22 protein-coding genes are annotated in these 23,749 nt (G+C 42.8%); 8 read left to right on the top strand and 14 right to left on the bottom strand.

Translation table 11 applies throughout. From position 1 onward, the window contains the following. Positions 1-57: 57 nt before the first annotated feature. Both ACI882_RS12225 and ffh read right to left on the bottom strand, forming a co-directional pair. A complete protein-coding gene (locus ACI882_RS12225; protein ID WP_411743947.1) occupies positions 58-1,326 on the bottom strand; it encodes an ABC transporter substrate-binding protein in 1,269 nt (422 codons plus the stop codon). A gap of 176 nt (positions 1,327-1,502) precedes the next feature. Next, positions 1,503-2,918, bottom strand: a complete 1,416-nt coding sequence (gene ffh / locus ACI882_RS12220; RefSeq protein ID WP_411743946.1) for a signal recognition particle protein — start codon at positions 2,916-2,918, stop codon at positions 1,503-1,505. A gap of 107 nt (positions 2,919-3,025) precedes the next feature. Between ffh and ACI882_RS12215 the strand changes: the two genes are divergently transcribed. From ACI882_RS12215 to ACI882_RS12200, 4 genes are all read left to right on the top strand, one after another. Beyond that, complete coding sequence (locus ACI882_RS12215; protein ID WP_411743945.1) at positions 3,026-3,811, top strand: inner membrane protein YpjD; 786 nt, start codon at positions 3,026-3,028, stop codon at positions 3,809-3,811. A 76-nt stretch (positions 3,812-3,887) separates the two neighbouring features. Beyond that, positions 3,888-5,159, top strand: coding sequence for an HlyC/CorC family transporter (locus tag ACI882_RS12210; RefSeq protein WP_411743944.1), 1,272 nt, complete (start codon positions 3,888-3,890; stop codon positions 5,157-5,159). A gap of 148 nt (positions 5,160-5,307) precedes the next feature. Next, positions 5,308-5,922 (top strand): Yip1 family protein, encoded by a 615-nt coding sequence (locus ACI882_RS12205; RefSeq protein ID WP_411743943.1) that lies wholly within the window; start codon positions 5,308-5,310, stop codon positions 5,920-5,922. Between the two features lie 72 nt (positions 5,923-5,994). Continuing rightward, a complete protein-coding gene (locus ACI882_RS12200) occupies positions 5,995-6,702 on the top strand; it encodes an RNA methyltransferase (protein WP_411743942.1) in 708 nt (235 codons plus the stop codon). Between the two features lie 15 nt (positions 6,703-6,717). Here the strand turns inward: ACI882_RS12200 and ACI882_RS12195 are convergent, their stop codons facing one another. After that, the gene (locus tag ACI882_RS12195; RefSeq protein ID WP_411743959.1) at positions 6,718-7,176 is read right to left on the bottom strand and encodes a DUF962 domain-containing protein; all 459 of its coding nucleotides are present in this window, start codon (positions 7,174-7,176) and stop codon (positions 6,718-6,720) included. Positions 7,177-7,416: 240 nt separating this feature from the next. Between ACI882_RS12195 and ACI882_RS12190 the strand changes: the two genes are divergently transcribed. From ACI882_RS12190 to ACI882_RS12180, 3 genes are read left to right on the top strand one after another with little or no spacing between them, the layout of a single operon-like run. Further along, positions 7,417-9,030 carry a TonB family protein gene (locus ACI882_RS12190; protein WP_411745859.1) on the top strand — a complete coding sequence of 538 codons (1,614 nt, stop codon included), beginning with the start codon at positions 7,417-7,419 and terminating at the stop codon, positions 9,028-9,030. Between the two features lie 24 nt (positions 9,031-9,054). Next, positions 9,055-10,140: a hypothetical protein gene (locus ACI882_RS12185; RefSeq protein ID WP_411745860.1), complete on the top strand. Its 1,086-nt coding sequence runs from the start codon at positions 9,055-9,057 to the stop codon at positions 10,138-10,140. An 11-nt stretch (positions 10,141-10,151) separates the two neighbouring features. Beyond that, on the top strand, positions 10,152-10,595 hold the full coding sequence (locus ACI882_RS12180; protein ID WP_411745861.1) for a hypothetical protein: 444 nt from the start codon (positions 10,152-10,154) through the stop codon (positions 10,593-10,595). A 97-nt stretch (positions 10,596-10,692) separates the two neighbouring features. Here the strand turns inward: ACI882_RS12180 and ACI882_RS12175 are convergent, their stop codons facing one another. After that, complete coding sequence (locus ACI882_RS12175) at positions 10,693-11,235, bottom strand: hypothetical protein (protein WP_411745862.1); 543 nt, start codon at positions 11,233-11,235, stop codon at positions 10,693-10,695. Between the two features lie 229 nt (positions 11,236-11,464). On the opposite strand from ACI882_RS12175, the gene rimO reads away from it, so the two are divergent. Next, the gene (gene rimO / locus ACI882_RS12170) at positions 11,465-12,832 is read left to right on the top strand and encodes a 30S ribosomal protein S12 methylthiotransferase RimO (RefSeq protein ID WP_411746808.1); all 1,368 of its coding nucleotides are present in this window, start codon (positions 11,465-11,467) and stop codon (positions 12,830-12,832) included. 206 nt (positions 12,833-13,038) lie between these two features. Here the strand turns inward: rimO and ACI882_RS12165 are convergent, their stop codons facing one another. The 10 genes from ACI882_RS12165 to ACI882_RS12120 form a co-directional block, all read right to left on the bottom strand. Beyond that, entirely contained in the window at positions 13,039-13,266 is a 228-nt protein-coding gene (locus ACI882_RS12165) for a DUF2798 domain-containing protein (RefSeq protein ID WP_411746807.1), read from the bottom strand. A gap of 55 nt (positions 13,267-13,321) precedes the next feature. Further along, the gene (locus ACI882_RS12160; protein WP_411746806.1) at positions 13,322-14,887 is read right to left on the bottom strand and encodes a diguanylate cyclase; all 1,566 of its coding nucleotides are present in this window, start codon (positions 14,885-14,887) and stop codon (positions 13,322-13,324) included. Between the two features lie 196 nt (positions 14,888-15,083). Beyond that, positions 15,084-16,295, bottom strand: coding sequence for an ABC transporter permease (locus ACI882_RS12155; protein ID WP_411746011.1), 1,212 nt, complete (start codon positions 16,293-16,295; stop codon positions 15,084-15,086). Continuing rightward, positions 16,289-17,011: an ABC transporter ATP-binding protein gene (locus ACI882_RS12150; RefSeq protein WP_411746010.1), complete on the bottom strand. Its 723-nt coding sequence runs from the start codon at positions 17,009-17,011 to the stop codon at positions 16,289-16,291. Before ACI882_RS12150 ends, ACI882_RS12155 begins: the two co-directional genes overlap by 7 nt. Continuing rightward, the gene (locus tag ACI882_RS12145) at positions 17,004-18,164 is read right to left on the bottom strand and encodes an efflux RND transporter periplasmic adaptor subunit (protein WP_411746009.1); all 1,161 of its coding nucleotides are present in this window, start codon (positions 18,162-18,164) and stop codon (positions 17,004-17,006) included. Before ACI882_RS12145 ends, ACI882_RS12150 begins: the two co-directional genes overlap by 8 nt. Positions 18,165-18,183: 19 nt before the next feature. Continuing rightward, complete coding sequence (locus ACI882_RS12140) at positions 18,184-18,864, bottom strand: YIP1 family protein (protein WP_411746805.1); 681 nt, start codon at positions 18,862-18,864, stop codon at positions 18,184-18,186. Positions 18,865-19,036: 172 nt separating this feature from the next. Then, positions 19,037-21,658 (bottom strand): aminopeptidase N, encoded by a 2,622-nt coding sequence (pepN, locus tag ACI882_RS12135; protein WP_411748504.1) that lies wholly within the window; start codon positions 21,656-21,658, stop codon positions 19,037-19,039. Between the two features lie 49 nt (positions 21,659-21,707). Further along, the gene (locus ACI882_RS12130) at positions 21,708-22,571 is read right to left on the bottom strand and encodes a DUF2797 domain-containing protein (protein ID WP_411746636.1); all 864 of its coding nucleotides are present in this window, start codon (positions 22,569-22,571) and stop codon (positions 21,708-21,710) included. Then, on the bottom strand, positions 22,571-22,831 hold the full coding sequence (locus tag ACI882_RS12125) for a DUF1315 family protein (RefSeq protein WP_411744472.1): 261 nt from the start codon (positions 22,829-22,831) through the stop codon (positions 22,571-22,573). Before ACI882_RS12125 ends, ACI882_RS12130 begins: the two co-directional genes overlap by 1 nt. Continuing rightward, positions 22,828-23,748 (bottom strand): NAD(+) kinase, encoded by a 921-nt coding sequence (locus ACI882_RS12120; RefSeq protein WP_411744471.1) that lies wholly within the window; start codon positions 23,746-23,748, stop codon positions 22,828-22,830. The genes ACI882_RS12125 and ACI882_RS12120 overlap by 4 nt, the downstream gene beginning before the upstream one ends. Between the last annotated feature and the right edge of the window lies 1 nt (position 23,749).

Below are 23,749 nucleotides of genomic sequence, written 5' to 3'. Positions count from 1 at the left end.
ACCTAAAGACATATATACCTCAGCGGACCCTGTATGATTCCGCTGAGTATACGAGATTTACATATCATTAAAAGGCGGATAACCCTTATTCGCTTCAATATCGAAATCAATTTCTTCTGCCGCTAAGGTAAGAGCCTCACTAAACTCAGTACCTGCCAAGATACCATCGATGGCATCCGCCATGGCAGCCCTGATAGTTGGGTAAGCTGGGTGTAAAGGCTTTGCTCTAGCGATGGTTGCGAATTGCTGAGCAGGAATAGTTAAAGGACCACTTTCACCAAAAACGAGCGATTTTTGTAACGCACTGTAAGTCGCAGGCACACTAAACATCTCCGCAGAAGTCGTCAATACTTCTTCATCGGATAAAATAAACTTCATAAATTCCGCTGCTTGCTGGGGGTATTGAGTCTGAGATGTGATCCCATAACTCCAGTTGTCATTACTGGTGACATGGTATGGCCCTAAAACAGGAAAAGGAATCGCGATCAAATCTGTGCCCAACTCATCTTTAAACTCCGGCCATTGGCTCGTCGTTGCGATTGCTAACGACGCCCTGCCTTTCTCGAACCGCTTCGTCGATTTATGGCTAGGGACGATCCACTCCTGCTTAATCATCGGTGCCAATATATCTTCGAAGTCTTCCATGAACAGTGATTGAAGTGCGATATGCGCATCCCACTTAGATTTAGAAATGATATCGCCACCGGTAGCTTGGATAAATGGTGAAAATGCAGTTACATACCAATCATCATCGGCATAATGCAGCTGCATATCCAATGGCCATTTGCCATACTTTTTAGCTAAGACCGCAAGCACTTCGTGAAACTGCTCAGTATTCCAAGCTTGATCTAACTGCATCGGAACAGTGATGCCCGCCTCAAACAACAGACTCTTATTTGCATATAATGCAAGAGCATCACTAGTTGGGCTCAAAGCATACATCCGACCATCTATTGGGTAAGTGCCTTGCTGACGAATAGTGGCTGTGACATTGGTGAGCAGCTCTTCACCAAGCAACTGATTAATCGGCATAAGCAAGCCCGACCAAACATAGCGAGATAGACTGCCGGATTGAAAATATAAAATATCGGGTAACCGGCCCGCATCTGCTTCTTTGACAACAAATTCAGCAAAAGCAGACTGGGGTAAAACCAATGTATTTATTTGGATGCTGGATGTTTTTTCATTAAAGCGTTGAACTTGAGCTTCGAACAAAGCCTGTTCAGCTTCTGAATTTACGTTATACCAAATATTTAATTCGACGGCATCCGCAGCAAAGCAGACGTTAGAGAAAAGGAGCAGTACGATCAATAGATAGTTTTTCATTATTATTTTCCAATCAATTTGAAAACGATTTCATAGAGCCTGACTAATATACATAGATCATGGAACCATGTTCAACCCATAAATTCGAATCATTGCTTGGAATCGCTTTCATAAAAAAAGCACTCGATTAAGAGTGCCTTTGAAAGATCTTACTTTAAAGTTCCGAGCTAGTGCGCCTAGAACGGCATTTTGCCGCCACCCAGCCCAGGCGGTAAGCCACCACCAGGGGGCATGCCACCTTGGCCACCCATCATTCCGCCCATGCCACGCATCATTTTTTGCATGCCACCTTTTTTACCGACTTTTTTCATCATTTTCGCCATTTGTTTATGCTGCTTTAATAGGCGATTGATGTCTTGAATCTGCGTTCCAGAACCTTTGGCGATACGCTTCTTACGTGAGCCGTTGATTTTATCGGGCATACGACGTTCAAGCGGGGTCATTGAATCGATAATGGCACCCATTTGACCAAATTGCTTCTCCGCGCCTTGAATTTGATTCGCTGCTTGGGCCATTTGACCCATACCAGGCATTTTATCCATCATGCCCATCAAACCGCCCATGTTATCCATTTGCTTGATTTGATCGCGGAAATCTTCTAAATCGAATGATTTACCTTTTTTGATTTTGGTCGCGAGCTTTTCCGCTTTTTGCTTATCGACCTTACGCTCAACTTCTTCGATAAGTGACAGAACATCACCCATATCAAGAATACGAGAGGCAATACGATCTGGGTGGAACGGCTCTAGTGCATCGGTTTTTTCACCCATGCCCATAAATTTGATCGGCTTGCCGGTAATATGACGTACTGATAAAGCCGCACCGCCACGAGCATCACCGTCTGCCTTCGTTAACACAACACCGGTAAGCGGCAAGGCTTCATTAAAGGCCTTCGCGGTATTCGCAGCATCCTGACCGGTCATGGCATCGACCACGAACAAGGTTTCTACTGGGTTAACGGCTTTATGTAGCATAGATATTTCAGCCATCATGGCTTCATCTATTGCTAAACGACCAGCGGTATCGACTAAGAGCACATCTACAGCTTGCTTTTTAGCGGCTACCACAGCGTCTTTTACAATCGCTTCCGGCTTTTGACTAATATCGCTAGGGAAAAACAGCGCACCTACTTCGCCCGCCAATGTTTCTAACTGCTTGATAGCCGCTGGACGATATACGTCGGCCGAGACCACCATAACTTTTTTCTTTTCACGCTCTTTTAAAAACTTAGCTAACTTGGCCGTAGTGGTGGTTTTACCCGCACCCTGCAAACCGGCCATTAATACAATAGCGGGTGGCTGTGCTTTTAAGTCTAGGGCTTCGTTAACATCGCCCATGACGTGCTCAAGTTCACTTTGAACAATCTTAAGGAACTGCTGGCCAGGATTAAGCGCTTGCGAGACTTCTTGCCCAACGGCCCGCTCTTTAACGGCGTCGACAAAGGCTTTAACCACCGGTAGTGCGACGTCAGCTTCGAGCAAAGCCATACGAACTTCACGCAAGGATGTCTTAATATTGTCTTCAGTCAGCTTTGACTGACCGGTAATTTGCTTTAATGTTTGGCTTAAACGCTCTGAAAGGCTATTAAACATGGTCACTTCACAGTTACAATCAAAGATTAGAGTATATCAGTCTTAACATTAATTTGGCTAACGACTCACGCATCTACGGTTAAACTTTATATAAAAGGTTCAAAAACATGCTGTTATGGATTGCCATAATAACCTACTCGCTCAGTGGCTCAGTGGCGGTACACGCAATATTAAAGCGTATTGAAGTGAACAATTGGTATCTCTATACGCCTGCAATCATTGGTTTGAGCGCGCATTCGGCGGCATTATTATCTGAAATGTACTTTGAGGGCATGCTGAGTTTCAGCTTACTCAACGCTTTATCAATATGTGTCTGGATGATCATTGCAGTTGTTGTAGTCTCTAGCAGCTCAAAACCATTACAAAACTTATTTCCTTTCTTCATGCCATTTGGTGCCGTTCTGTTGCTGATAGGACTGTTTACGCCTCAGCCCTTGCTTCTTAAAAGTTATTCTTCTGGCATGGTCATCCATATATTTCTCGCCCTGCTCGCCTACAGCGTCATGGTGATTGCTACGGTTCAGGCACTACTGGTAAGCTTTCAAAACCGTCGCCTGCATAATCATCAACTAAAAAACCGCCTTTCTGAACTATTACCGCCACTACAAACCATGGAGCGGTTATTATTTGAATGGGTGTTAGTAGGTTTCTTACTATTAACCTTAGCTATTTTAACCGGCGCTCTGTACGTTGAGAATTTTTTCGCTCAGCATTTGTTGCATAAAACTGTTTTAACTATCGTTTCTTGGGGCTTCTTCCTTTATGTCCTTGTGGCACACTATTTCCTTGGTGTGCGCGGAACTAGGGCTAGTCGCCTTATTTACGTCGGATTTAGCTTCCTAATTGTTGCTTTTGTCGGCTCAAAGTTCGTATTAGAGTATCTTTTACAATGAGTTTTCTCTAAAAACTTGACTCGAACATCATTTAACGATGAAAATCCCCTTTTAATTGTGACAAGGTTCACCTCTCTTGAATGAATTACCTCTAGGCCTACTGTTTACGATCCTAGGCCTACTGATATTATTTTCTGCATTTTTTTCTAGTTCAGAAACCGGAATGCTGTCTCTAAACCGCTATCGTTTAAAGCACCTCTCTAACGAGGGACATCGTGGAGCACGCTTAGCGCAGCGCCTGCTGAAACACCCAGAAAACTTAATCAGTGTTATCTTAATTGGCAACAATTTAGTCAACATTGCAGCGGCATCATTATCAACAATTATATTTTTACGTCTAATGCCGGGCAATGAAGACCTTGCTTTGGCGGTATCAACCGTTGTGTTAACTCTAATTGTACTTATTTTTGCAGAAGTGACCCCAAAGACATTGGCGCAACGACATCCAGAGCGCATTGCCTTTGTTGCCGCCTACCCGCTTAGGGTATTTTCTACTCTATTAGCCCCTGCCGTTTGGTTTGTAAATCACATTGTTAAGGGCATTTTCTGGATCATGCGGGTTGGTCACCGTAAAGATGCTGTTGAGTCTATTTCTTCTGAAGAACTTAAAACTATCGTATTTGAATCTAGCGCCACTTTGCCGCAAGACAAGCAATCTATGCTATTAGGTATTTTAGAGTTAGAGAATGTCACCGTAGACGACATCATGGTGCCGAGAAACGAAGTTGCCGGCATTGATATGGAAGCTACCGTTGAGGAAATTGCAGACAGTATCCGGCAAACTGAATACACCCGCTTTCCGCTTTATAAAGGCGACGTTGATAAAGTCATTGGCATTTTACACATACGTGATGCTGCAGAATTTTTATACGCCGACAACCCCTCAAAAGTCATGCTAACGAAAGCGGCAAAAGACCCTTATTTTGTTCCTGAAGGCACTCGACTGCATACTCAGCTAATGAACTTTCAATCTCAACAGCTGAGAATGGCCTTAGTTGTTGATGAGTATGGCGATATTCAGGGCCTAGTTACCCTAGAAGACTTATTAGAAGAAATTGTGGGTGAATTCACAACAGATCAAGCCAATAGCAATAAAGAAGTTCATCCACAGCGTGACGGTAGCTTCGTTGTCGATGGCACCGCCTCTATTCGCGATATCAACAAGCTTCTAAACTGGAACCTACCCACTGACGGCCCCAAAACCTTAAACGGCCTAATTCTAGAACAAGTAGAAGCCATTCCAGATGCTAATTTAAGCTTAAAAATAGGTGCCTATTTAATAGAAATCCTGCAAATTAATGACAACGCTGTCATCGCAGCTCGCATTACCTCTTTAGATATAACCTAAAACAGCAAAGGCACAAGCCTTTCAATTTGAAAATAAATCAAGAAATGGCAATCCTAGTGATTGTCATTTCATTATTTACCTGCCTATACTTGCACTAACACCAAGCAATTCATGCTTCAATAACAATAAAAACTTTTTAGGGGACACCATGTTTATCAACCATATTATGGGTATTTTCACCAACCCAGACAGCGAATGGGTACGCATTCGTGATGAAAAAGCAACGATTAGCCAGCACTATATGACTCACACGCTCATTTTAGCGCTCATTCCAGCAATTTGCGGCTATATTGGCACCACTAAAATGGGCTGGACCGTCGGCGCATCCGACACTATTTATACATTAACAGCTCAAAGTGCATTTTTTCTTTGTGTGCTATTTTATGGCGCTATGGTCACTGGCGTGGTTGTGCTTGGTAAATTTATCGACTTTATCTCAGTCACCTACCAAGATAAAAAAGAAGGTACGCCACTGCGAGGTATCGCCTTAGCAACCTACACCAGCACACCTTTATTTTTATGTGGTTTTGCCGCGCTCTACCCCATTTTATGGTTAGATTTAATTCTAGTTTTAGCCGCAATCGCTTACGCAGTATATTTACTCTATGAGGGCGTTCCTATTTTAATGGATATCCCTAAAGAACGTGGTTTTGTCTTCGCCAGCGCCATTATTACTGTCGCCATGGTGATGTTTGTTGGCTTGCTTGCTCTAACCGTCATTATTTGGGCTGTCGGCGTAGGCCCTATCTATATTACCCATTAGAAAACAGGCGCTGAACTCGCCAAATCTCATTTTCTTGATACAATGCGGCCAATTAAATAATTGGCCTTTTTTATGCCCCTCAATATTAAAATAGTACTGATTAAAACTTGGCACCCTGGCAACATTGGTGCCGTTGCACGTGCCATGAAAAACATGGGTTTGCACCAATTAGCCCTAGTAGACCCTGTCGACTTTCCTAGCGAAGAGGCGACTAATCGTGCCGGACAGGCAACTGATTTGCTTGAGAACGTCGAAGTATTTAGCACCCTTGCCGAGGCAATTGCAGACTGCACAATGGTCGTAGGCACCAGCGCACGCGACAGAACACTAAAGCTACCCTCACTGACCGCACAGACATGCGCTGAACAAGTCGTAGAGGAGCAAGAGGCAGGCCAAGTCGCTATCGTATTCGGCCGTGAGAGGATGGGATTACATAACGATGAAATACAACAATGTCATTTCCAGTTGAATATTGATGCTAACCCCGACTATCCCGTGCTCAACTTAAGCCAAGCGGTACAAATCGTCAGCTATGAAATATTTAAGGCATCGAAGTTTGCACAAAACAAACCAACAAATAACAGCCCATACCCACTAAATAGCGAATTAACGCTATTTCAAGAACACCTTCAACAAACCATGACCGATATAGGGTTCACTAACGAAAAGCACCCAGGGTTAGCATTTGACCACCTTAAAGCACTTTACCGCCGCGCTCGCCCTACGAAAAAAGAACTGAGCATTCTGCGTGGTTTTCTCAATGCCGCGCAAAAAAATTAGCCATAAGGCATTTCACTACAAAGAAATGCCGACTTTTTTATATATAAAACCCAACAACCAAGCCGGGCCAATTAACAAGAATTGTATATCTTCAAAAAAACTTGGTTTTTTACCTTCAATTTTGTGGCCGACAAACTGCCCAATCCAAGCAATCACAAAGACCACCAAGGCGGTCTTCCAAAGCTCGGTACTGAAAGTCGCTTGATGCCAAAGAATCAAAGCAAAACATAACAAAGAAAACAGCACCATTCCAACAGTGATACTCCAAGAGATACGGCTATAGAAAACCAATGCAAACAAGCTGAAACCAACGGCTAAGTTTAGCCACTCAAACCCTGGCCAATGCACGGACCAAAATAGCGCTAACACAGTCCAAGTAATGGTCGGAACACAAAGCCAATGAATAATCTTATTTGTCTTGTTTTGATGAGACTCTCCATAGCTATCCAACCATTGAGAAATTGATCTTCCCATTTCATTACCTCCCAACAAACTTACAAGTTTTTATTATTTTTTAAGTACCACTGCAATATACGTCTTATTGATAACAATCTCGCTCATTACCTTCAAAATCGACCTCAATCAATAATTTATACATACACCTGTGATATTTCATCATTAATGGATAGATCAATCTTTATTCTATTTCTCTTAGGTTTTTATATTCATTAGAATCCACGGCTCATCAAAGTTGTAAACACTCATTGGTAAAAAATGTATAAATTTTTATTGGTCGTATTAAGTGCCGTATTACTAAATGTAGTTCATGCACAAACTTATTTAAATGGCGTATCCGCCTATGAGCAGCTAAATAAAGAGTATTACCTCGCCGCGCTCTATACCGCCGATCCAATGCACGACGCAGCAACGATACTTGCCGACAAGCGTCCTCAAAAGATGGTCGTACGCGTAACCGCTAAACGCTGGTCTCCACATAAGTTTAACCAGTTATGGCGTCAAGACTTAGCACTTAATAATTCCTTTTCGGATAATCTAAAGCTTACCGAAGCTGCCATTGCCTTTACTAGCTTCCCTAAAGAAAACTTAACCGTAGGCGATGAAATTGAAATTAGTTATACAAGCAAGTCAGGTACTCAAATAAATCTCAACGGCGAGGCTGTTTTAACCTACCCCGACAAGGGCTTGTTTAACGCAATTGTCAGCACCTGGATTGGTGATGTCCCCCCTAGCCGCCTGTTTCAATCTGACATGCTCGGTAATGAATCAATTATCACCTCTAAGAAAGATTTATTCATAGAGCGTTTTGATAATCTTAGTATTAATCCACAGCGTCTAGATTTAGTCGGCACTTGGCAAGAAGCTCAGCAAGCAGCAGAACGAGCGCTGGCCAAAGCAGAACAAGAGTTACTAGAACAGCAACAAAAAGAAGCCGACCAGAAAAAGCAAGCCGCTGCTGAGAAAAAGCGTTTAGATGATGAACGAAAAGCTGCCGTAGCATTGGCCGCGAAACGTAAAAAAGAAGCCGAAGAAGCTAAGAAGAAACAACAGCAAAACAATAGTGGTAATAGCGAAGCTGATAAAGCCAAGATTGCTGAAGAAGAAGCGAAGCTTGCAGCAGCAGTCGCGGCACAACAGGCAGCCGAAGCACGTGCAGCTGAGCTAGAACAACAGCAAGCCGGTAAAAACCAAGAAACTCTGGCTAGAGAATACGCAGAAAACCTTTATAAGTGGGAAGTGCAGCGTGATGTTTATAAACGCATCTCATACCCAGAATGGGCAAGACAGTTCAACCAAGAAGGCACTATACGCATAGAGTTCATTATAAATTCAGCTGGCCAAATGGTGGGGATTACCTCGTTATCACCAGCCGACAGCGGTTTGCTCGGTCAAGAGCTTAAAGATGCGGTCTCTCGTGCTGCACCCTTTAAAGCGTTCCCTGTAGAACTAAACAGTGCGCAACTAAAAATGGTTATTGAGTATGAATTTAGCTTAGAAGAACGTGTTGCTGAGTTACCCGTCATGCCTGTGCCTCCGGCTGCGCTCGAAGTAGATAAAGAATTATCACTAACGCAACAAGCGCAGGCTTGGCAAGCATACAAGCAGCAAATTAAATCGGACATCTCTGCCAGTATTGAGTACCCATTTTGGGCTCAAGATTTAAAACAGCAAGGCGTTGTTAAAATGGAAGTCACGGTAAATAGACAAGGGGTCATTACCAACACCAAACTGACTAAAAAGACGAGACACGCGATATTGAATCAGGAACTGCTCGATGCTTCTGATCGTATTGGAGGTTTCTCAGCATTTCCACAGTGGATCAATGAGCAATCGGTCACGGTTAGCATTGAACACGAGTTTAAATTATAAAACCTTACCTCCTTGGAGTGACGTATGAAACTATCGCATTGGGCATTGGCTAGTTTAGCCATAGTCCCTTTTACCGCTAACGCGTTCGAGACTCGGCTTAATGGATTTATTTCCGTTGGTGCAGGGATGACGTTAAAAGATGGCCAAGAGTTTACAACTGACCCTGTAAACGCCGGCAAATACACCAACGAACTGAGTATCAAACCCGATACTATGGTTGCGCTTCAGACGCTTTCACAAGTTAATGACCGCCTCTCAGCAACGGCTCAGCTAGTGGGTTTTGCGGGGACCGACTTCGATGTGAATTTTGAATGGGCCTACATGAATTATGAATTAACCAATGACATCAGCGTTAAAGCGGGTCGTATTCGTATGCCGGTGTTTAGCTATTCAAGCTCTCTCGATTTAGGTTATTCGTACACATGGATTCGTCCACCCGTCGAAGTCTACAATGTATTTTTAACCAGTTTGGAAGGGATCAGTGTTGATTACAACCTACTGCTTGGAGATTGGTATACCACAGCTTCAGTATACTATGGTGAAACCAGTGGCACCGACCCTGAAACTCAGTCATTAGTTGAATTTGAGAGTATACTTGGTGGTAGTTTAACGCTGAACAATGGCAACTTGACATTGCGTGGCTCAGCGAGTGTGGATGATGATGTAACTGCATTAAGAACAGGTACAACAACCCCTATTGACCTCCCACTTGGCTTTTATTCCGCATCAGCCTTATATGACAACGGTACGTTCTTGGTGAATTCAGAGTATACCTTTACCGACTTCCGAAACGATTTGAATAACAATGAGACGGCTTGGTTTGCGACGACAGGTATGAGAGTTGGTAGCTTCACCCCTCATTTTACTTTGTCATCATTTAAACAAAGTCAAAACTCTACTTTCATGGCAGGTCCATTCGCTGTAAGTGACTATCCTCACGATATATCAGCCTATACCATCGGGGTTCGTTGGGATTTCGACATCGCAGCTTCTGCAAAAATTGAATACACCTCACGTAAAGACAACACTGTAGATGCGCCTATTGATGCACTTGATTCGCCATACGGTGATGCACAAGCCATTTCAGTCGCTGTCGACGTAGTATTTTAAGGGTGACGAATATGAGAATAGATAAAAAGATGTTAAAAATGCTGTCCATGATCGCCCTAACTGTTGGTTTAACCGCTGGCGCAATGGCCGATCTTTTAGTAATTGTTCACCCAGAAAACGCCAATAAAATTGACGCAAAATGGGTTAAAAACTTGTACCTTGGTCAAACGTCTGAATTTAATGATGGCACGGATGCGGTACCATTGTTACTTGCAGAAGACAATGAATTAACACTGTTGTTTTTAAAGGAAGTTGTTAAGCAAAAGCCAGTACAGTTTAAGCGCTTATGGTCAAAATCACTCTTTACAGGTAATGGCTCTCCGCCACAAGAAATCACCAGCGAATCTGAAATGATGTCTCTAGTGATGAACAACCCTGCGATGATTGGTTTTATTCATCAAGATAACTACACCAATGATGTTCGTGCCGTGTTACGAATTAACATGGCTGACTAGTTTGACCCAGTAAAGTAAAAGAGTAGCCGAAATAGACTGCTCTTTTACTTTTCACCTTTTTGATTGCAACTACTATAAAACCAACCTACTTCTTACCCTAAGCAACAAACACTTTCAGTTGATTTATGTACATATTTACAATGCTCTCTGGCTGCTTGCTTTGCATACGCTTCAACCACTGATCTAAACAGAACTGAAGCTGATCAGTGGTACTGAGAGAATCAAACATATCAATTAGCATGGTATCTAACTCATCATCAAGGTATTGCTGACTACACATGGCCAATACTCGACGAATATGTGTCAATTGTTGAGCTGCGGGCATTTTAGTTACCCACAACCCAGCTAGAGCGGCGTGGCTTGCAACGTCATCAGTCAATGTGTCTATTTCTACCTCACCTGTTAAAATGGGTGCAGCGATCTGCTCTGCATCAAAATCACCACTGACTAAGCCTTCTTCCGCTAGCACTCTAACGCGTGCCAAAACCTCGTCACTTATATTTGGAACAATGTCTTTTAACCGTTTTTTGCCATCTATCATAATTAACAACTGACGCTGTTTCATAGACAAGTTCTGTGAACGATCAGCGATGGCAGCTCTTCCGGTTTCTGTTTTTTGAAGGACGGTGTCAATATTCATTCCCATTCCCCATAGGTGGTTTTAATTTTTATTCAGATCAGATTAACATATTTTGTACGGATTCCTAGCACCAGCCCCTATATATAGCCGTTTCCGATCAATACGGGTCAATACAAAACTGCGCCGAAAACACACTGCTGCCCCATAGTTTAGAAGAAACAACCTTCATAGCTTGAGCTATACTGAACAACCATTACAATACGCCCCTTTTCTCTAAACTGAGGTTTGCATGAGCCACGACAATATCATTAATACTTTCAATGTTTCTGAAGGCCACACCCTTGATGCGCCAGGAAACGTCGGTTTTGTCAGTCTTGGCTGCCCGAAGAACACTGTAGACTCTGAACGCATCATTACCCAACTACGCAGTGAAGGCTATAACATCATTCCTAGTTACGAGAATGCCGATGTGGTCATCGTCAATACCTGTGGCTTTATTGATTCTGCGGTTAAAGAATCACTAGACACCATTGGTGAAGCATTAAACAAAAACGGCAAAGTATTGGTCACGGGTTGTTTAGGGGCGAAAGAAGATGATATTCGCGAAGTGCACCCTAATGTGCTTTCTGTAACAGGCCCACATTCTTATGAAGCGGTGGTTAAACAAGTGCATGATGTGATTCCTCCTCGTCATGACCCGTTTACCTCGCTAGTCCCTGATACGGGCATTAAGCTTACCCCAAAGCATTACGCTTATTTAAAAATATCTGAAGGCTGCAACCATCGCTGTAGTTTCTGTATTATTCCTTCCTTTCGGGGTGATTTAGTCAGCCGTTCTATTACTGAAGTATTAACAGAAGCAGAAAGCTTAGTTAAAAGTGGCACCAAAGAATTATTGGTTATCTCTCAAGATACCAGCGCTTACGGCATTGATACAAAGTATCGCGAAGCCAACTGGAAAGGTAAAACCATTCAGACTCGTATGAAAGCCTTATGTGAGGAGCTGGGTCAGCTTGATGCCTGGGTACGCATGCACTACGTTTACCCATACCCACATGTAGATGACATTATTCCTATAATGGCAGAAAACAAAATACTGCCCTATTTGGATATTCCATTTCAGCATGCCAGCCCGCGAATACTTAAAGCAATGAAGCGCCCTGCTCACGCTGAAAAAGTACTGCATCGCATCAAAAAATGGCGTGAAATCTGCCCCGATATCACCCTACGCTCAACCTTTATTGTTGGCTTCCCTGGTGAAACAGAAGAAGACTTTCAAATTTTGCTCGATTTTCTAGAAGAAGCACAGCTAGATCGTGTCGGTGCTTTCCAATACTCAAACGTTGATGGTGCCAGCGCGGCTGCATTACCTAATCACGTTGACGAAGCCGTAAAGCAAGAACGTTATAATCGTTTCATGGAAGTTCAGCAACGCATCAGTGCTGCTCGTTTACAAGCTAAGATCGGCAAAGAAATCGAGGTTATCGTTGATGAAGTCGTTGCTGAAGGTGCTGTTGCGCGCTCGAAAGCCGACGCGCCAGACATAGACGGCCAAGTATTCTTAGATAACCAAACTCACTTAAAACCCGGTGATATACTAACCGTGAAAGTTGAAGATGCAGACGAATATGACATGTGGGCTCAGCCGGTCATCTAGTTTCGTCAGCAAGGTTGGGAAAGCTTAGACTTACTATACTGATGTCCCAGAAATGATTTTGAGATTAGGCCCAGTTCAGCGGCCCATTGCTTGAAATTTCGGTCGCCATAAACCCATCCATGGGGGCTTGATTGAAACATCCATGTTTCAAACATCCGAATTTCAAGCAATGGGCCGCTTCTCAACTATGAGACAGCATAGATTTGCTAGGCTTTTGAACACAAGAAAAAGGTTAGTTTTTGTACTTTTTGTCCTGCTATAAAAATAACGGCAAAGGCTACAGGCCAAGCTACCAGCCACGCATCAAGCCAACGACCAAGAAACCCTGCAGAAATGCCTGTATTAACCCAAGTAATGACGGCCGTCATAATAGTTACCATCAACGTTGTCATTAGAACAGACTGCACAAATCGAGCATATTTTTTTGCAAACACGACCAAACCCCTTAAATTAGACTAAACTAATATAATAGTGATTTGGGTTAGGCTGTCAAGATAATACGGTTGGCATCGTGACAGAACGACCGTAATTATTTTGCTTATTCTCATACATTCGCGCATCGGCCAATTTAAAAACCTCCTGGATATTTTCATGCTCATTAGCACAAGCAGAACCAATGCTGGCATCAATACTTTTAAAACCTTCTTTATGTAACTGCCCTACGGTTCGACTGATCGCTTCAAGTACTTGATTATTGGGGTTACTGTGAGCAATTACTGCAAACTCATCACCACCAATACGATAAAAAGAACAATATAAAGAAAGATTGGCGCTCGCTATTTCACAAAATCGTAACAGTAGCTCGTCCCCTCGATAATGCCCTAACTGGTCATTTAGAAGTTTAAGACCATCAATATCAATGATATAAAGATGGTCGTTGCCACTAAAACTTTCATAATCACGATTAAATGCCCGTCGGTTCAAAACGCCGGTTAATGCATCTGACGTCGCTAATTTTAGTGCTCTTTTCATTTGAATAAAATTCTTACGCTCTTTTTTCTGAAGCTCTCCAACTTGATAAGACATTACCAGCGATAGCAGTAAAACTTCTGTGGCCACAGCTAGTAACCCAATGTGCTCTGTATAGTAATTATATGTCTCACCTAAATCTGTCACGATAATTGAGATTAGCGCTAGTATTGTGAAAGTAACATTTGCGACTAAGTACCAATAGGCAACTTTGTTTTTTCTTAGCGCCAACACGATGGCAGAAAACAGACCAAATAAGCTAAATACGCCCACCCCAAACCGGTCTATCTCCATCATGTAATGTGGTTTAAATAGTCCAATGACAGCCAAAACACTTAACAGACCCACTAACCAACGACTGGTAATAAAAAGCCTAGGGGCGTTGGTTTTTAAGGACAACAATTCTGTTGAAAATAAAACATAGGCAATATTTGAAAACAAAATAGGCATTGCACTGAGTAAGAACCAACTCATGCCAAAAACATCTTTGAAGAATAATAACGCGGTACCCTGCAATAAAAAGTTGCCTACTATGAACAACGTATAATATAAATCTGACTTCGATCGTCTAAAAAAGTACATAAACAGATAGTAAAAAATAAGCGCAAAAAATACGCCTAAACAAAATATAGTGAGGATATTTCCGCTACTAATTGCGTGGTGATATAGATTAACTTCTTGGAAATAAGGTACCGGCTCAATGATAAAGTGGGTACTGTAGAAGTCTAGATTATAGCGATAGTGACCTTCTGATAACTGAGCTTTGCGTCCGTGTCGCAACGGGAACTCATTAGGTGTCGGATCGCCTACGCCTCCCGCTGCAGATGCGACAACTGCACCCGATGCATCCACTATATTCCAAGAAAATGCCTCATAGAGACTACCTTGAGCGAAATCAAAGACATAGACACCCGACTGGGTAATTGTAATATCGCCCGAAAAACTATATTGACCACCGGTTTTCAACGGTTTCGCTATTGGGCTTAATTCAGCATCTAACCACTGACCTTCAATTCGCTGAGGAGCACTAAAGGCACTCACCATCAATAAATTCAATAGTATAAATGCAAGGCACGACTTCAACATCGGAAACTACCTAAAATGCACAGTTGCCAGATATTCAATACAACGACTTTGTTATAATTAAAAACCAGACTTTAGTCACTTTTATGGGTGAATGAACGGATTGGTACTAATAGTAGTTGAATCAGCTCATTCCGCCATAAAAAAACATACTAACCACTGCTGCCCCATAGATTAGAAGCGGCACACTAACGTCTATTTATTCATATCTTAATGCATCGATTGGATCTAAACGCGCGGCTTTCGCTGCGGGTAAAATACCAAAGACCACTCCGACACCTGTAGAGAAGCCCAATGCGAGCACAATAGACCATAGAGGCACATCTGAAGGAGGGAAATTCGGGATAGAACTTGCAATCCCAGCGCCTAAGCCAAAACCTATGGCTAACCCAACAAGACCACCGATCAAACTAATAATCACGGCTTCGAGTAAAAACTGCAGTAAAATATCGGCACGCGTGGCACCCAATGCCTTGCAGATACCCACCTCTCGGGTACGTTCGGTTACCGAGACGAGCATTATGTTCATAATCCCGATCCCACCGACTAATAGACTAATACCGACAATACCGCCAAAAACTAGGGTTATCACCTGCGTCACCTGGCCAATTGAGCTTAAGACTTGATCAGAACTTTGAATCATAAAGTCAGACGGCTCATCCGCGGCAATACCGTGCTGACGCCGAAGCGTACGCTCAACTCGTTCTGTAATACTATCCATTCGATCCACATCGCTGACACGGGCGACAAAAATAACAAACGGCTGGTTTTGAAAACCCATTATAGAAATTGCCGTCGGGTACGGTATATAAACGTAGTTATCAAGATCTTGACCCAGCATCTGGCCCTTGCTTTCCAATACACCAATCACTTTTAACCAATGTGGCCCGTACTGGATAAACTCGCCAATGGGGTTTTCCGGTAGCTTTAATTCATCTCTAACTTTAACCCCAATAACGGCTACTTTTTTACGCGCATTAGCATCGGCTGTGGTAATAAACCGCCCTATTTCAGGATATGAGCTGTCCATTTCGGCGTAGTCAGGTAACACACCAACGACATCAGCCCGGTGATCACGCCCTTTATATTGAACGCCGTTGTATTCAAAAACAAAAGTTTGCGGTGAAACAACGTCAATGCCTTCTATACCACGCAATTTAATTAAATCATCTTCAGTTAAGTCACCTTCTAAGCGACCATAGTTGTCCCGTTTTTGTTGAATAAATAGCGAGTTAGAACCGTAGCCTTCAAACTGATTCGTAATTGACTGTTCAAGGCCTTTAACCAATGAAACCACCGCAATAATACTAGCAACACCAATGATAATACCCAGCGAGGTTAAAAAGCTGCGCATTTTACTGGCAACAATTGCTCGCATAGCCGAACGAAACGCTTCAAACAGAATTAACATACGACACCCTCCGCACCTGCTTCAACGGCTGTGCGAATATCAGACACAACCTTGCCATCGGTTAACCTAATTTGACGATGACAGCGATCCGCAATATCAGGCTCATGTGTCACCATAATAATGGTCTGGCCTTCACGCTGAAGCTCATCGAATAAGTTCAAAATGTCATGGCTGGTTGCACTGTCTAAGTTCCCCGTAGGTTCATCGGCTAACAAAATGGAAGGGTTAGTTACTAACGCTCTAGCAATGGCGACACGCTGACGTTGCCCACCTGAAAGTTCATTGGGTTGATGCCCCATTCGTTTACCTAACCCTACCCTCTCAAGCATGGCTTGCGCACGGAGCTTACGCTTTTTATAACTAACGCGCTGATAAACCAGCGGTTGCATAACGTTATGCAACGCATCAACTCTAGGCAAAAGATTAAAGCTTTGAAAAATAAAACCAATTTTGTGATTTCTGACTCGGGCAAGCTCAGTGCCGGTCATTTCCCCAACGGAGTCACCCTCTAACAAATATTGTCCTTGCGAGGGCGTATCTAAGGCGCCAATAATATTCATTAAGGTTGACTTACCGGAACCACTTGAACCAATAATAGCGACATAGTCATTCGCCATAATGTCGATATCAACACCGTCAAGTGCGTGCAGGGTCTCACCGCCCATTTGGTAAGTTCGACGTATATCTCTTAGAGAGATTAATGCGTTATTACTCATCGCTAAGTTCTACCGTGGTGACTATATCACCGTCAGTCAAACCACGAAGTATTCGATAAGGACCCGTGACTACTTGCTCGCCTGCCGTTATGCCTTTTTTGATAGCCTGATAACGATCATCTTGTACACCTAACTCGACGGTTCTAGAACTCACAACTCCGCCGTTAACCACAAACACTTGGAATGACACATCATTGCCCTCGGTCTGCTCTTGAATAGCTTCAATCGGGACGAGTGGCCAACTGTTTTCTGACCGATTTATAATTTCAGCTCGAGTACTCATTCCGGGGCGTAGAATAACCTTATCTGAATCGGTAACGACAACCTCAACGGGAAAAACCAGGGAATTTTTACCAGGAACATTGCGTGCACTGGTCGCTATCTTAGAAACTGTGCCTTCAAGCTGCTGGTCTAAGTAAGCAACGGCAAATACGCGTACCGGTAACCCTAAAGTCACGTTACCAATGTCGGCCTCATCCACATCTATTTCAGAAAAAATAACGCTCGGGTCTACCAACGTCATAAGTGAGATATCTGCGCCGCCAGATACCGCCAACTCACCACGTTTAATATCTAATGCGCTGACTAAGCCATCGACTGGCGCTTTAATGATTGTTTTCGCTAACCTTTTTTGCGCTTGATTGAGTGCATCGGCGCTTTGCTCTAGTAGCAGCTTTTGCATAGTAAAATCGACTTGCGCCTGAGCAATCTGGTTTTTCATATCTTCTAAGGTTGTTGCTTGTGCGGCGCCCTGTTCAAAAAGTTTATTCTGCCGTTCGAGTTGAATCTGCAAGCTCTCTATTCGTAGCTGGGCTCGCTCTATATCATTACGGCGCAACGCGACATTGGTTTTTTGGTTACTCACCTCTATTTCAAAGTTCTCTTGATCTAATCGAATCAGTAACTGCCCTTGTTTAACGACATCCCCTTCATCTACAGCTAATTCAATAACCCGAGCATTCACTTCTGAGCGTACTTGAAACTCATCGCCATAACGCAAACGCCCGCTGGCTAACACAGTAGATTCTATTGGCTGCTCAATTACAGTAAAAGATTGTACTGCTTCAGGCTCTGAAGATTTCGTTGATCGTCCCATCACGCTCAAGCCAATAACACCGGCGATGACGAGTATAACCAAAAGTAGTTTTTTCATTATCTTCTCCCCTAATGGGCTACAGTGACATCAATCCAAATTGTATTGTTACCGGCACCAGCGCAACGATAACCGCTGTAACAGGTTTACACTGTGTTAACACTTTAAAACCTATGCCATAGAGCGCATAGGACCATAAAGCGCCAATTGTCGCCGTAGAAAGCACGTTGAAGTATTTATCTTCCCAAGTAAGCCCTAATAGAGCGGAAATCGACGTTTTATCTAGCGCCTGAATTAGCGAGAACTCTGGCACGATCAAAGCGTACGACACCCCAATACTTAAAAGAGACAACAAACTTGGTAAGCTGGCCCATGAAATGACAGACAGCCACTGACCATAGCTGGTTTTATTTTCCGCAACCAGTAATGAAATTAGAAAGAAGTAGAGTGCTAAAATAATATAAATGACTAGAGATGAAAGCGAACCGATAGCGGCAGAGGATACTCTGATCACCGATTCTGCTTTTAGTATTTGATTTAATTCTTCAGGGCTAGCTTCCTGCCCAGACATTAACATGGACACTTCCATAAACTGGTATAGATCAATCGTTAAGAAGTACCAAGTCGTCACAGCGGCAGACAAACTCACCATGATCAATAACGGTACCCAAGCAGATAGGCTTTTGTCCTTAATTCGACTGAAAACAGCAAAGGGCGCTGCAAATATATCTAATAGACTATTCACGACATTCTGACTCATTTTATTCTCCTTAAGATGAGCTTTAGTTGCCTAGTATCAACTAATCCTAATCGGCATAAAAGTGAAGATGGTCATAACTTTTTCAGATTAAAAATAAAAAACGGTTAAATGACATTCTCTGTCACTTAACCGTTTGTTTTTACGTGCTTTTTTAACTTTTACCTTTTAACTTTTAACTCAAAGCATTCTGGACTAATTCAGTAACATCAGAGGAAAGTGACTCGGTTGAAATAATATACTCAAGTGCTTTCTTCATAGGAATACCGCGATCATCAGTAAAGGAGCGCCAACTTTCGAGAATTTTGGTGAATCTTGCTGCTATTTGCGGGTTTATTTTATCAAGCTTCACTATCTGCTCTGCAATAAACTGATAGTTTTCGTCACTGCCGGCATGGAACGCTTCAAAATTTGATGCGAATACCCCTAATACTGACCGAACCTTATTTGGGTTGGTGAAATCAAAAGCCTCATGCGTCATTAGTTCGGCGGCTTGCTTATGATCAAAGCGATCTTGGCTCGCGTTTAAGGTTAACCAAGTTTCAACCATTTGCGTATCTTGGTGCCATTGGCGGTAGAAATGGGCGAGTAGTTTTTCGGCGCGTTCGGAATCTTCTGAATTCAAAACAGCACCAATACCATTAAGCCGATCGGATTGATTATCTGCTGCACGGTATAAAGCTTCTGCATAAGTAATCGCCTCTAAGCTTCCTGCCTTTACCCAGTAATTCAATGCCTTGCCATGTAGAGATCGTCGACCTGCTTCTTCAGCATTAAACTCGTACGGTTGAGCAGAGGCCAAACTGTGCGCCAAGCCTTGCCAATGACTCTCAAACTGCTTCGCGATGTGCGTTTGGAGCTTCTCTCTCGCTGCTGTTAGCGCACGAGCGTCCACTGGGGCAAACATAGATCGCAGTACCGCAAAACTCGGTAGCGACACCATGTAAGAGGTTATCGCATTTGATAACCCGCTATCTTCTAAAGTGGCTAACACTAAGGTATCGACTGACTTGGGAATATCACTTTGGATATTTTTAACCAACACACTCAATACATCGATGTATAAAGATTGCATGGCATTGTAGCGATTAAAGGCGTTACCATCTTTCGTTGCCAATAATATCTGATCTTCATCGGAGTAGTTCATATTCACATTAACTGGCGCTGAAAAATCTCTAAATAGGCTAGCAACGGGCTTCTGCGAAATGCCTGTGAATGAAACAATGGTGGATTCCTCAGTGAGCAAAAGCACTGAAGTGCTTGCATTAAAGTTACCATCACACTGAATAGCAATTTCATTGCCGTTACTTTCAAGCAATGCCATCTTCACAGGAATAACAAACGGCAGTTTTTTAGGTTGATTTGGCGTCGGTTTACAATGCTGTTTGAAGCTTAACTGGTAAGTTTGAGTGCCGGCATCATATGATTCAGACACATCAACAGTTGGAGTGCCTGCTTGAACGTACCAGCGTTTAAATTGAGTGAAATCGACTGAGCTCACTTTTTCCATACAACCGACAAAGTCTTCTGTGGTAACTGCCTGGCCATCAAAGGTATCAAAGTATAAATCGGTACCTTTACGAAAATTTTCATCTCCAATAATGGTGTTGATCATACGGATAATCTCAGCACCTTTTTCATAAACCGTTGCCGTGTAGAAGTTGTTTATTTCCACGTATTCTTGCGGTTGTATTGGGTGGGCGTTAGGCCCTGCATCTTCGGAAAACTGTGCAGATTTTAAATCTTCAACATCGCTTATTCGCTTAACCGCAGCATTGTGAGTATCGGCGGTAAATTGCGAATCTCGGTAAACCGTTAAACCTTCTTTTAGGGTTAACTGAAACCAATCACGGCAAGTAACTCGGTTACCGCTCCAGTTATGGAAGTATTCATGAGCGACGATTGCCTCGATGCGATCAAAACGAGCATCATTAGATGTTTCTGGTGAGGCCAGCACTGCTGCAGAGTTAAAAATATTTAACCCTTTATTTTCCATTGCGCCCATATTGAAGTAGTCACTGGCCACAATCATGAAAATATCCAGGTCATACTCACGTCCGTAACGTTTTTCGTCCCAGCTCATAGAGCGTTTAAGTGAATCAATGGCGAAGTCGGTTTTATGAGCATTATGTGCTTCAGCAAAAATACGCAGCGATACCTCTCGGCCTGATTGCGTTACAAAAACATCATCATGGCGTACTAAGTCGCCGGCGACAGCAGCAAATAAATAAGAGGGCTTTGGAAACGGATCGTGCCAAGTTGCAAAATGACGTTCATCAGCCAATTCACCTTGGTCAATTGGGTTTCCATTTGAAAGCAAGACAGGGTATTGCTTTCTATTGGCTTCAATATGGGTTGTAAAGACTGCCATAACATCGGGTCGATCTAAGTAGAACGTGATTTTACGGAAGCCTTCGGCTTCGCACTGCGAACAAATCATCGTACCTGATTGATACAACCCTTCTAAAGAGGTGTTCTTGTTCGGATGAATATGCGTAATGCTTTTTAATATGAAGTTTTCAGCGGTTGGCTGTAAAGTCAGCACTTCATTTTCATACCGATAGCTTGGCTCAAATAATTCACGTTCATCTAAATGTATTGATTGAATTGCTTGATCAATACCATTCAAGCTAAGCTCGGGCAAACCTGACACTTCATTATTTTTAGTAAAATAAAGGGTTGATTCAACCTGAGTATATTGATCAAATATTTTGATCGTTAAGTCAGTCTGAGTAATGGTGTAATCAGGTTTTTTATAATCTTTTAGACGGATAATGTTTGCGTTATCTGTTTTCATGAGGCCCACTTTAATAAATTTTTAGTTACTTTTTTAACATGACTTTCTACTAATAGAGATTGACGTTGTAGCCGCCGAATCGCCTAATGTTAATAACGCCAGTATCGAGTATCAGGTACTGACCCTTAACGCCCATCAAAGTCCCTTCTACATTAGAATCTTTATCGAAATTAAAGCTGGTCACTTTCTCTGGATACTCATTAACTGGGAAATCAAAGCTAAACTCATCGCCATGACCTAACAATTGAACGGCGATTATACCTTGAGCTTCAATTAAGGCATCTAGATCTGTTTTAGCTAAGGCTAAAAGCCGGTCCCGCTCTTGCGCAAGGTTTAACTTATCGGCAGTGCCCTTTAGCATGGTTCGCCAATTGGTTTTATCAGCTACATGGTTTTTAAAGATAACTTCGACCAAGCCGGCCATGAGTCGAGTCGACACCCGAGCCAAAACCAGTGCTTGTGTCGCTCCTTGATCGATCCAACGCGTAGGTATTTGACCTCCGCGCGTAATCCCAACCTTTAGGCCGCTGGCGTTAGACAAATATACGTAATGCGCTTGCATGCAATTTCTTTCACCCCATTCAGGTTCTCGGCAAGTTCCCTCATGGTAGTGGCATTTTTCTGGTGACATAATACAGCTATCGGTTTGTGCTAGGGCCATAAAATGTTTATAGCAGTAACCTTGTCCAAAACTTTTTTTGGTAATTTCATTGCAATGCAAGCATCTAATTTCGCCGGTAAATTCTAAGCGAATTTTCTGACCAATTTTTTCGTTTAACGAAATTCGGTTTTCACCCACTAACAAAGTGTACTGTACAGGCTTGGACTCAACCCAGCTCACTGGCATTTTTCTCAATAGCCCTGATGCTAGGGCATCGGTACTATCGTGTGAGGCAAACATATCCATAGTCATTAGTGAGAACCCTGTGAGTCTGTTATGTCGACGCTAGGAATACTCTCGGTAGAGGACTTACACGCACTTTCTAAATAACCTGTACGCTTATGCTCAGGAACCTTGTTCGTTATTTCATATTTCAACATAGCTTCGATGCACAAACCTTTTTGCTCTTTCGTCAACAATACACCAGTGGGCCATTTACCTAATTCGACAGATTCGCGAATGCGACTGTAAATATCAGGTGTCATGTTTTGAGCTAGTTGGTCAAAATTCATAAATCGGGTTCCTGTTCTTCGTTTTCTACTTTGCGACTCCAGCCCAACTTATTACGGCAAATATCGTAATAATTGTGGCCTTTCGGGTGCAGTAATTTTAATGTTTGAGGGTACTTAACAATATGTAATTCATCACCTTGCTCCATTGTAAGATGCGTTTGAGCATCAAGACTGACGTGGGGCGGTAAATCGTTATAATGATCTACTTTTATACACAAGTTAGATTCAGAGCCAACCACCAGCGGTCGATTATTTAAGCTGTGTGGAAACATAGGTACCAAAATAAGGGCGTTCATATTTGGGTGCATCAACGGACCACCGGCACTTAACGCATAGGCTGTTGAGCCAGTGGGCGTTGAGACAATTAGGCCATCTGAACGTTGGTTATAAACAAACTGATTGTCAATTTCTAAATCGAACTCGATCATGCGCACAGAGACCCCTGGGTGCAAGACAACATCATTTAGTGCGCAGCTTTGCGCGACAACATGACCATCGCGGATGATTTTAGCCAGCAATAAAAAGCGATTTTCAATAACGAACTCACCATTAAACACTTCACGTACTTGACGCTCCATTTGGGAGGGCATTATGTCCGTTAAAAAACCGAGGCGACCACGGTTGACACCTAACATGGGGACTTCAAATTGTGCGACATCGCGGGCGGCAGATAAAAAAGTGCCATCACCGCCGACGACAATGATAAGATCGGCCCATTCGCCTATCGCTGATCGGCTAGCTGATATGCAGTTTATCGTTGGCAAAACGTCTGCGATAGACTGCTCAAGATGGCACTCTTTTTCTAGCTCTAGCAACAGGTGCATAAGTTTAGTGATCGAGTTTTCGACGCTTTTACTGTCTAAGCGGCCGAAAATACCGATTCTTTGAAAGTGTTTTGCTAGATTTTTAGCTGACATA

Origin of the sequence: Reinekea sp. (assembly GCF_046710285.1) — a bacterium.
GTDB lineage: Bacteria > Pseudomonadota > Gammaproteobacteria > Pseudomonadales > Natronospirillaceae > Reinekea.
The sequence above is the reverse complement of the archived record's forward strand: the minus strand, read 5'-3'. Positions and strand labels throughout refer to the sequence as shown.

What these genes read in the sequence shown, in the direction of transcription:
- ACI882_RS12215 (WP_411743945.1), top strand. Translation starts at nt 3,026, where the DNA reads ATGCTGTTATGGATTGCCATAATAACCTACTCGCTCAGTGGCTCAGTG.
- ACI882_RS12130 (WP_411746636.1), bottom strand. Translation starts at nt 22,571, where the DNA reads ATGACTATGGATATGTTTGCCTCACACGATAGTACCGATGCCCTAGCA.
- ACI882_RS12140 (WP_411746805.1), bottom strand. Translation starts at nt 18,864, where the DNA reads ATGAGTCAGAATGTCGTGAATAGTCTATTAGATATATTTGCAGCGCCC.
- ACI882_RS12125 (WP_411744472.1), bottom strand. Translation starts at nt 22,831, where the DNA reads ATGAATTTTGACCAACTAGCTCAAAACATGACACCTGATATTTACAGT.
- ACI882_RS12185 (WP_411745860.1), top strand. Translation starts at nt 9,055, where the DNA reads ATGAAACTATCGCATTGGGCATTGGCTAGTTTAGCCATAGTCCCTTTT.
- pepN (WP_411748504.1), bottom strand. Translation starts at nt 21,658, where the DNA reads ATGAAAACAGATAACGCAAACATTATCCGTCTAAAAGATTATAAAAAA.
- ACI882_RS12145 (WP_411746009.1), bottom strand. Translation starts at nt 18,164, where the DNA reads ATGAAAAAACTACTTTTGGTTATACTCGTCATCGCCGGTGTTATTGGC.
- ACI882_RS12180 (WP_411745861.1), top strand. Translation starts at nt 10,152, where the DNA reads ATGAGAATAGATAAAAAGATGTTAAAAATGCTGTCCATGATCGCCCTA.
- ACI882_RS12175 (WP_411745862.1), bottom strand. Translation starts at nt 11,235, where the DNA reads ATGAATATTGACACCGTCCTTCAAAAAACAGAAACCGGAAGAGCTGCC.
- ACI882_RS12205 (WP_411743943.1), top strand. Translation starts at nt 5,308, where the DNA reads ATGTTTATCAACCATATTATGGGTATTTTCACCAACCCAGACAGCGAA.
- ffh (WP_411743946.1), bottom strand. Translation starts at nt 2,918, where the DNA reads ATGTTTAATAGCCTTTCAGAGCGTTTAAGCCAAACATTAAAGCAAATT.
- rimO (WP_411746808.1), top strand. Translation starts at nt 11,465, where the DNA reads ATGAGCCACGACAATATCATTAATACTTTCAATGTTTCTGAAGGCCAC.
- ACI882_RS12155 (WP_411746011.1), bottom strand. Translation starts at nt 16,295, where the DNA reads ATGTTAATTCTGTTTGAAGCGTTTCGTTCGGCTATGCGAGCAATTGTT.
- ACI882_RS12200 (WP_411743942.1), top strand. Translation starts at nt 5,995, where the DNA reads ATGCCCCTCAATATTAAAATAGTACTGATTAAAACTTGGCACCCTGGC.
- ACI882_RS12160 (WP_411746806.1), bottom strand. Translation starts at nt 14,887, where the DNA reads ATGTTGAAGTCGTGCCTTGCATTTATACTATTGAATTTATTGATGGTG.
- ACI882_RS12195 (WP_411743959.1), bottom strand. Translation starts at nt 7,176, where the DNA reads ATGGGAAGATCAATTTCTCAATGGTTGGATAGCTATGGAGAGTCTCAT.
- ACI882_RS12120 (WP_411744471.1), bottom strand. Translation starts at nt 23,748, where the DNA reads ATGTCAGCTAAAAATCTAGCAAAACACTTTCAAAGAATCGGTATTTTC.
- ACI882_RS12225 (WP_411743947.1), bottom strand. Translation starts at nt 1,326, where the DNA reads ATGAAAAACTATCTATTGATCGTACTGCTCCTTTTCTCTAACGTCTGC.
- ACI882_RS12150 (WP_411746010.1), bottom strand. Translation starts at nt 17,011, where the DNA reads ATGAGTAATAACGCATTAATCTCTCTAAGAGATATACGTCGAACTTAC.
- ACI882_RS12190 (WP_411745859.1), top strand. Translation starts at nt 7,417, where the DNA reads ATGTATAAATTTTTATTGGTCGTATTAAGTGCCGTATTACTAAATGTA.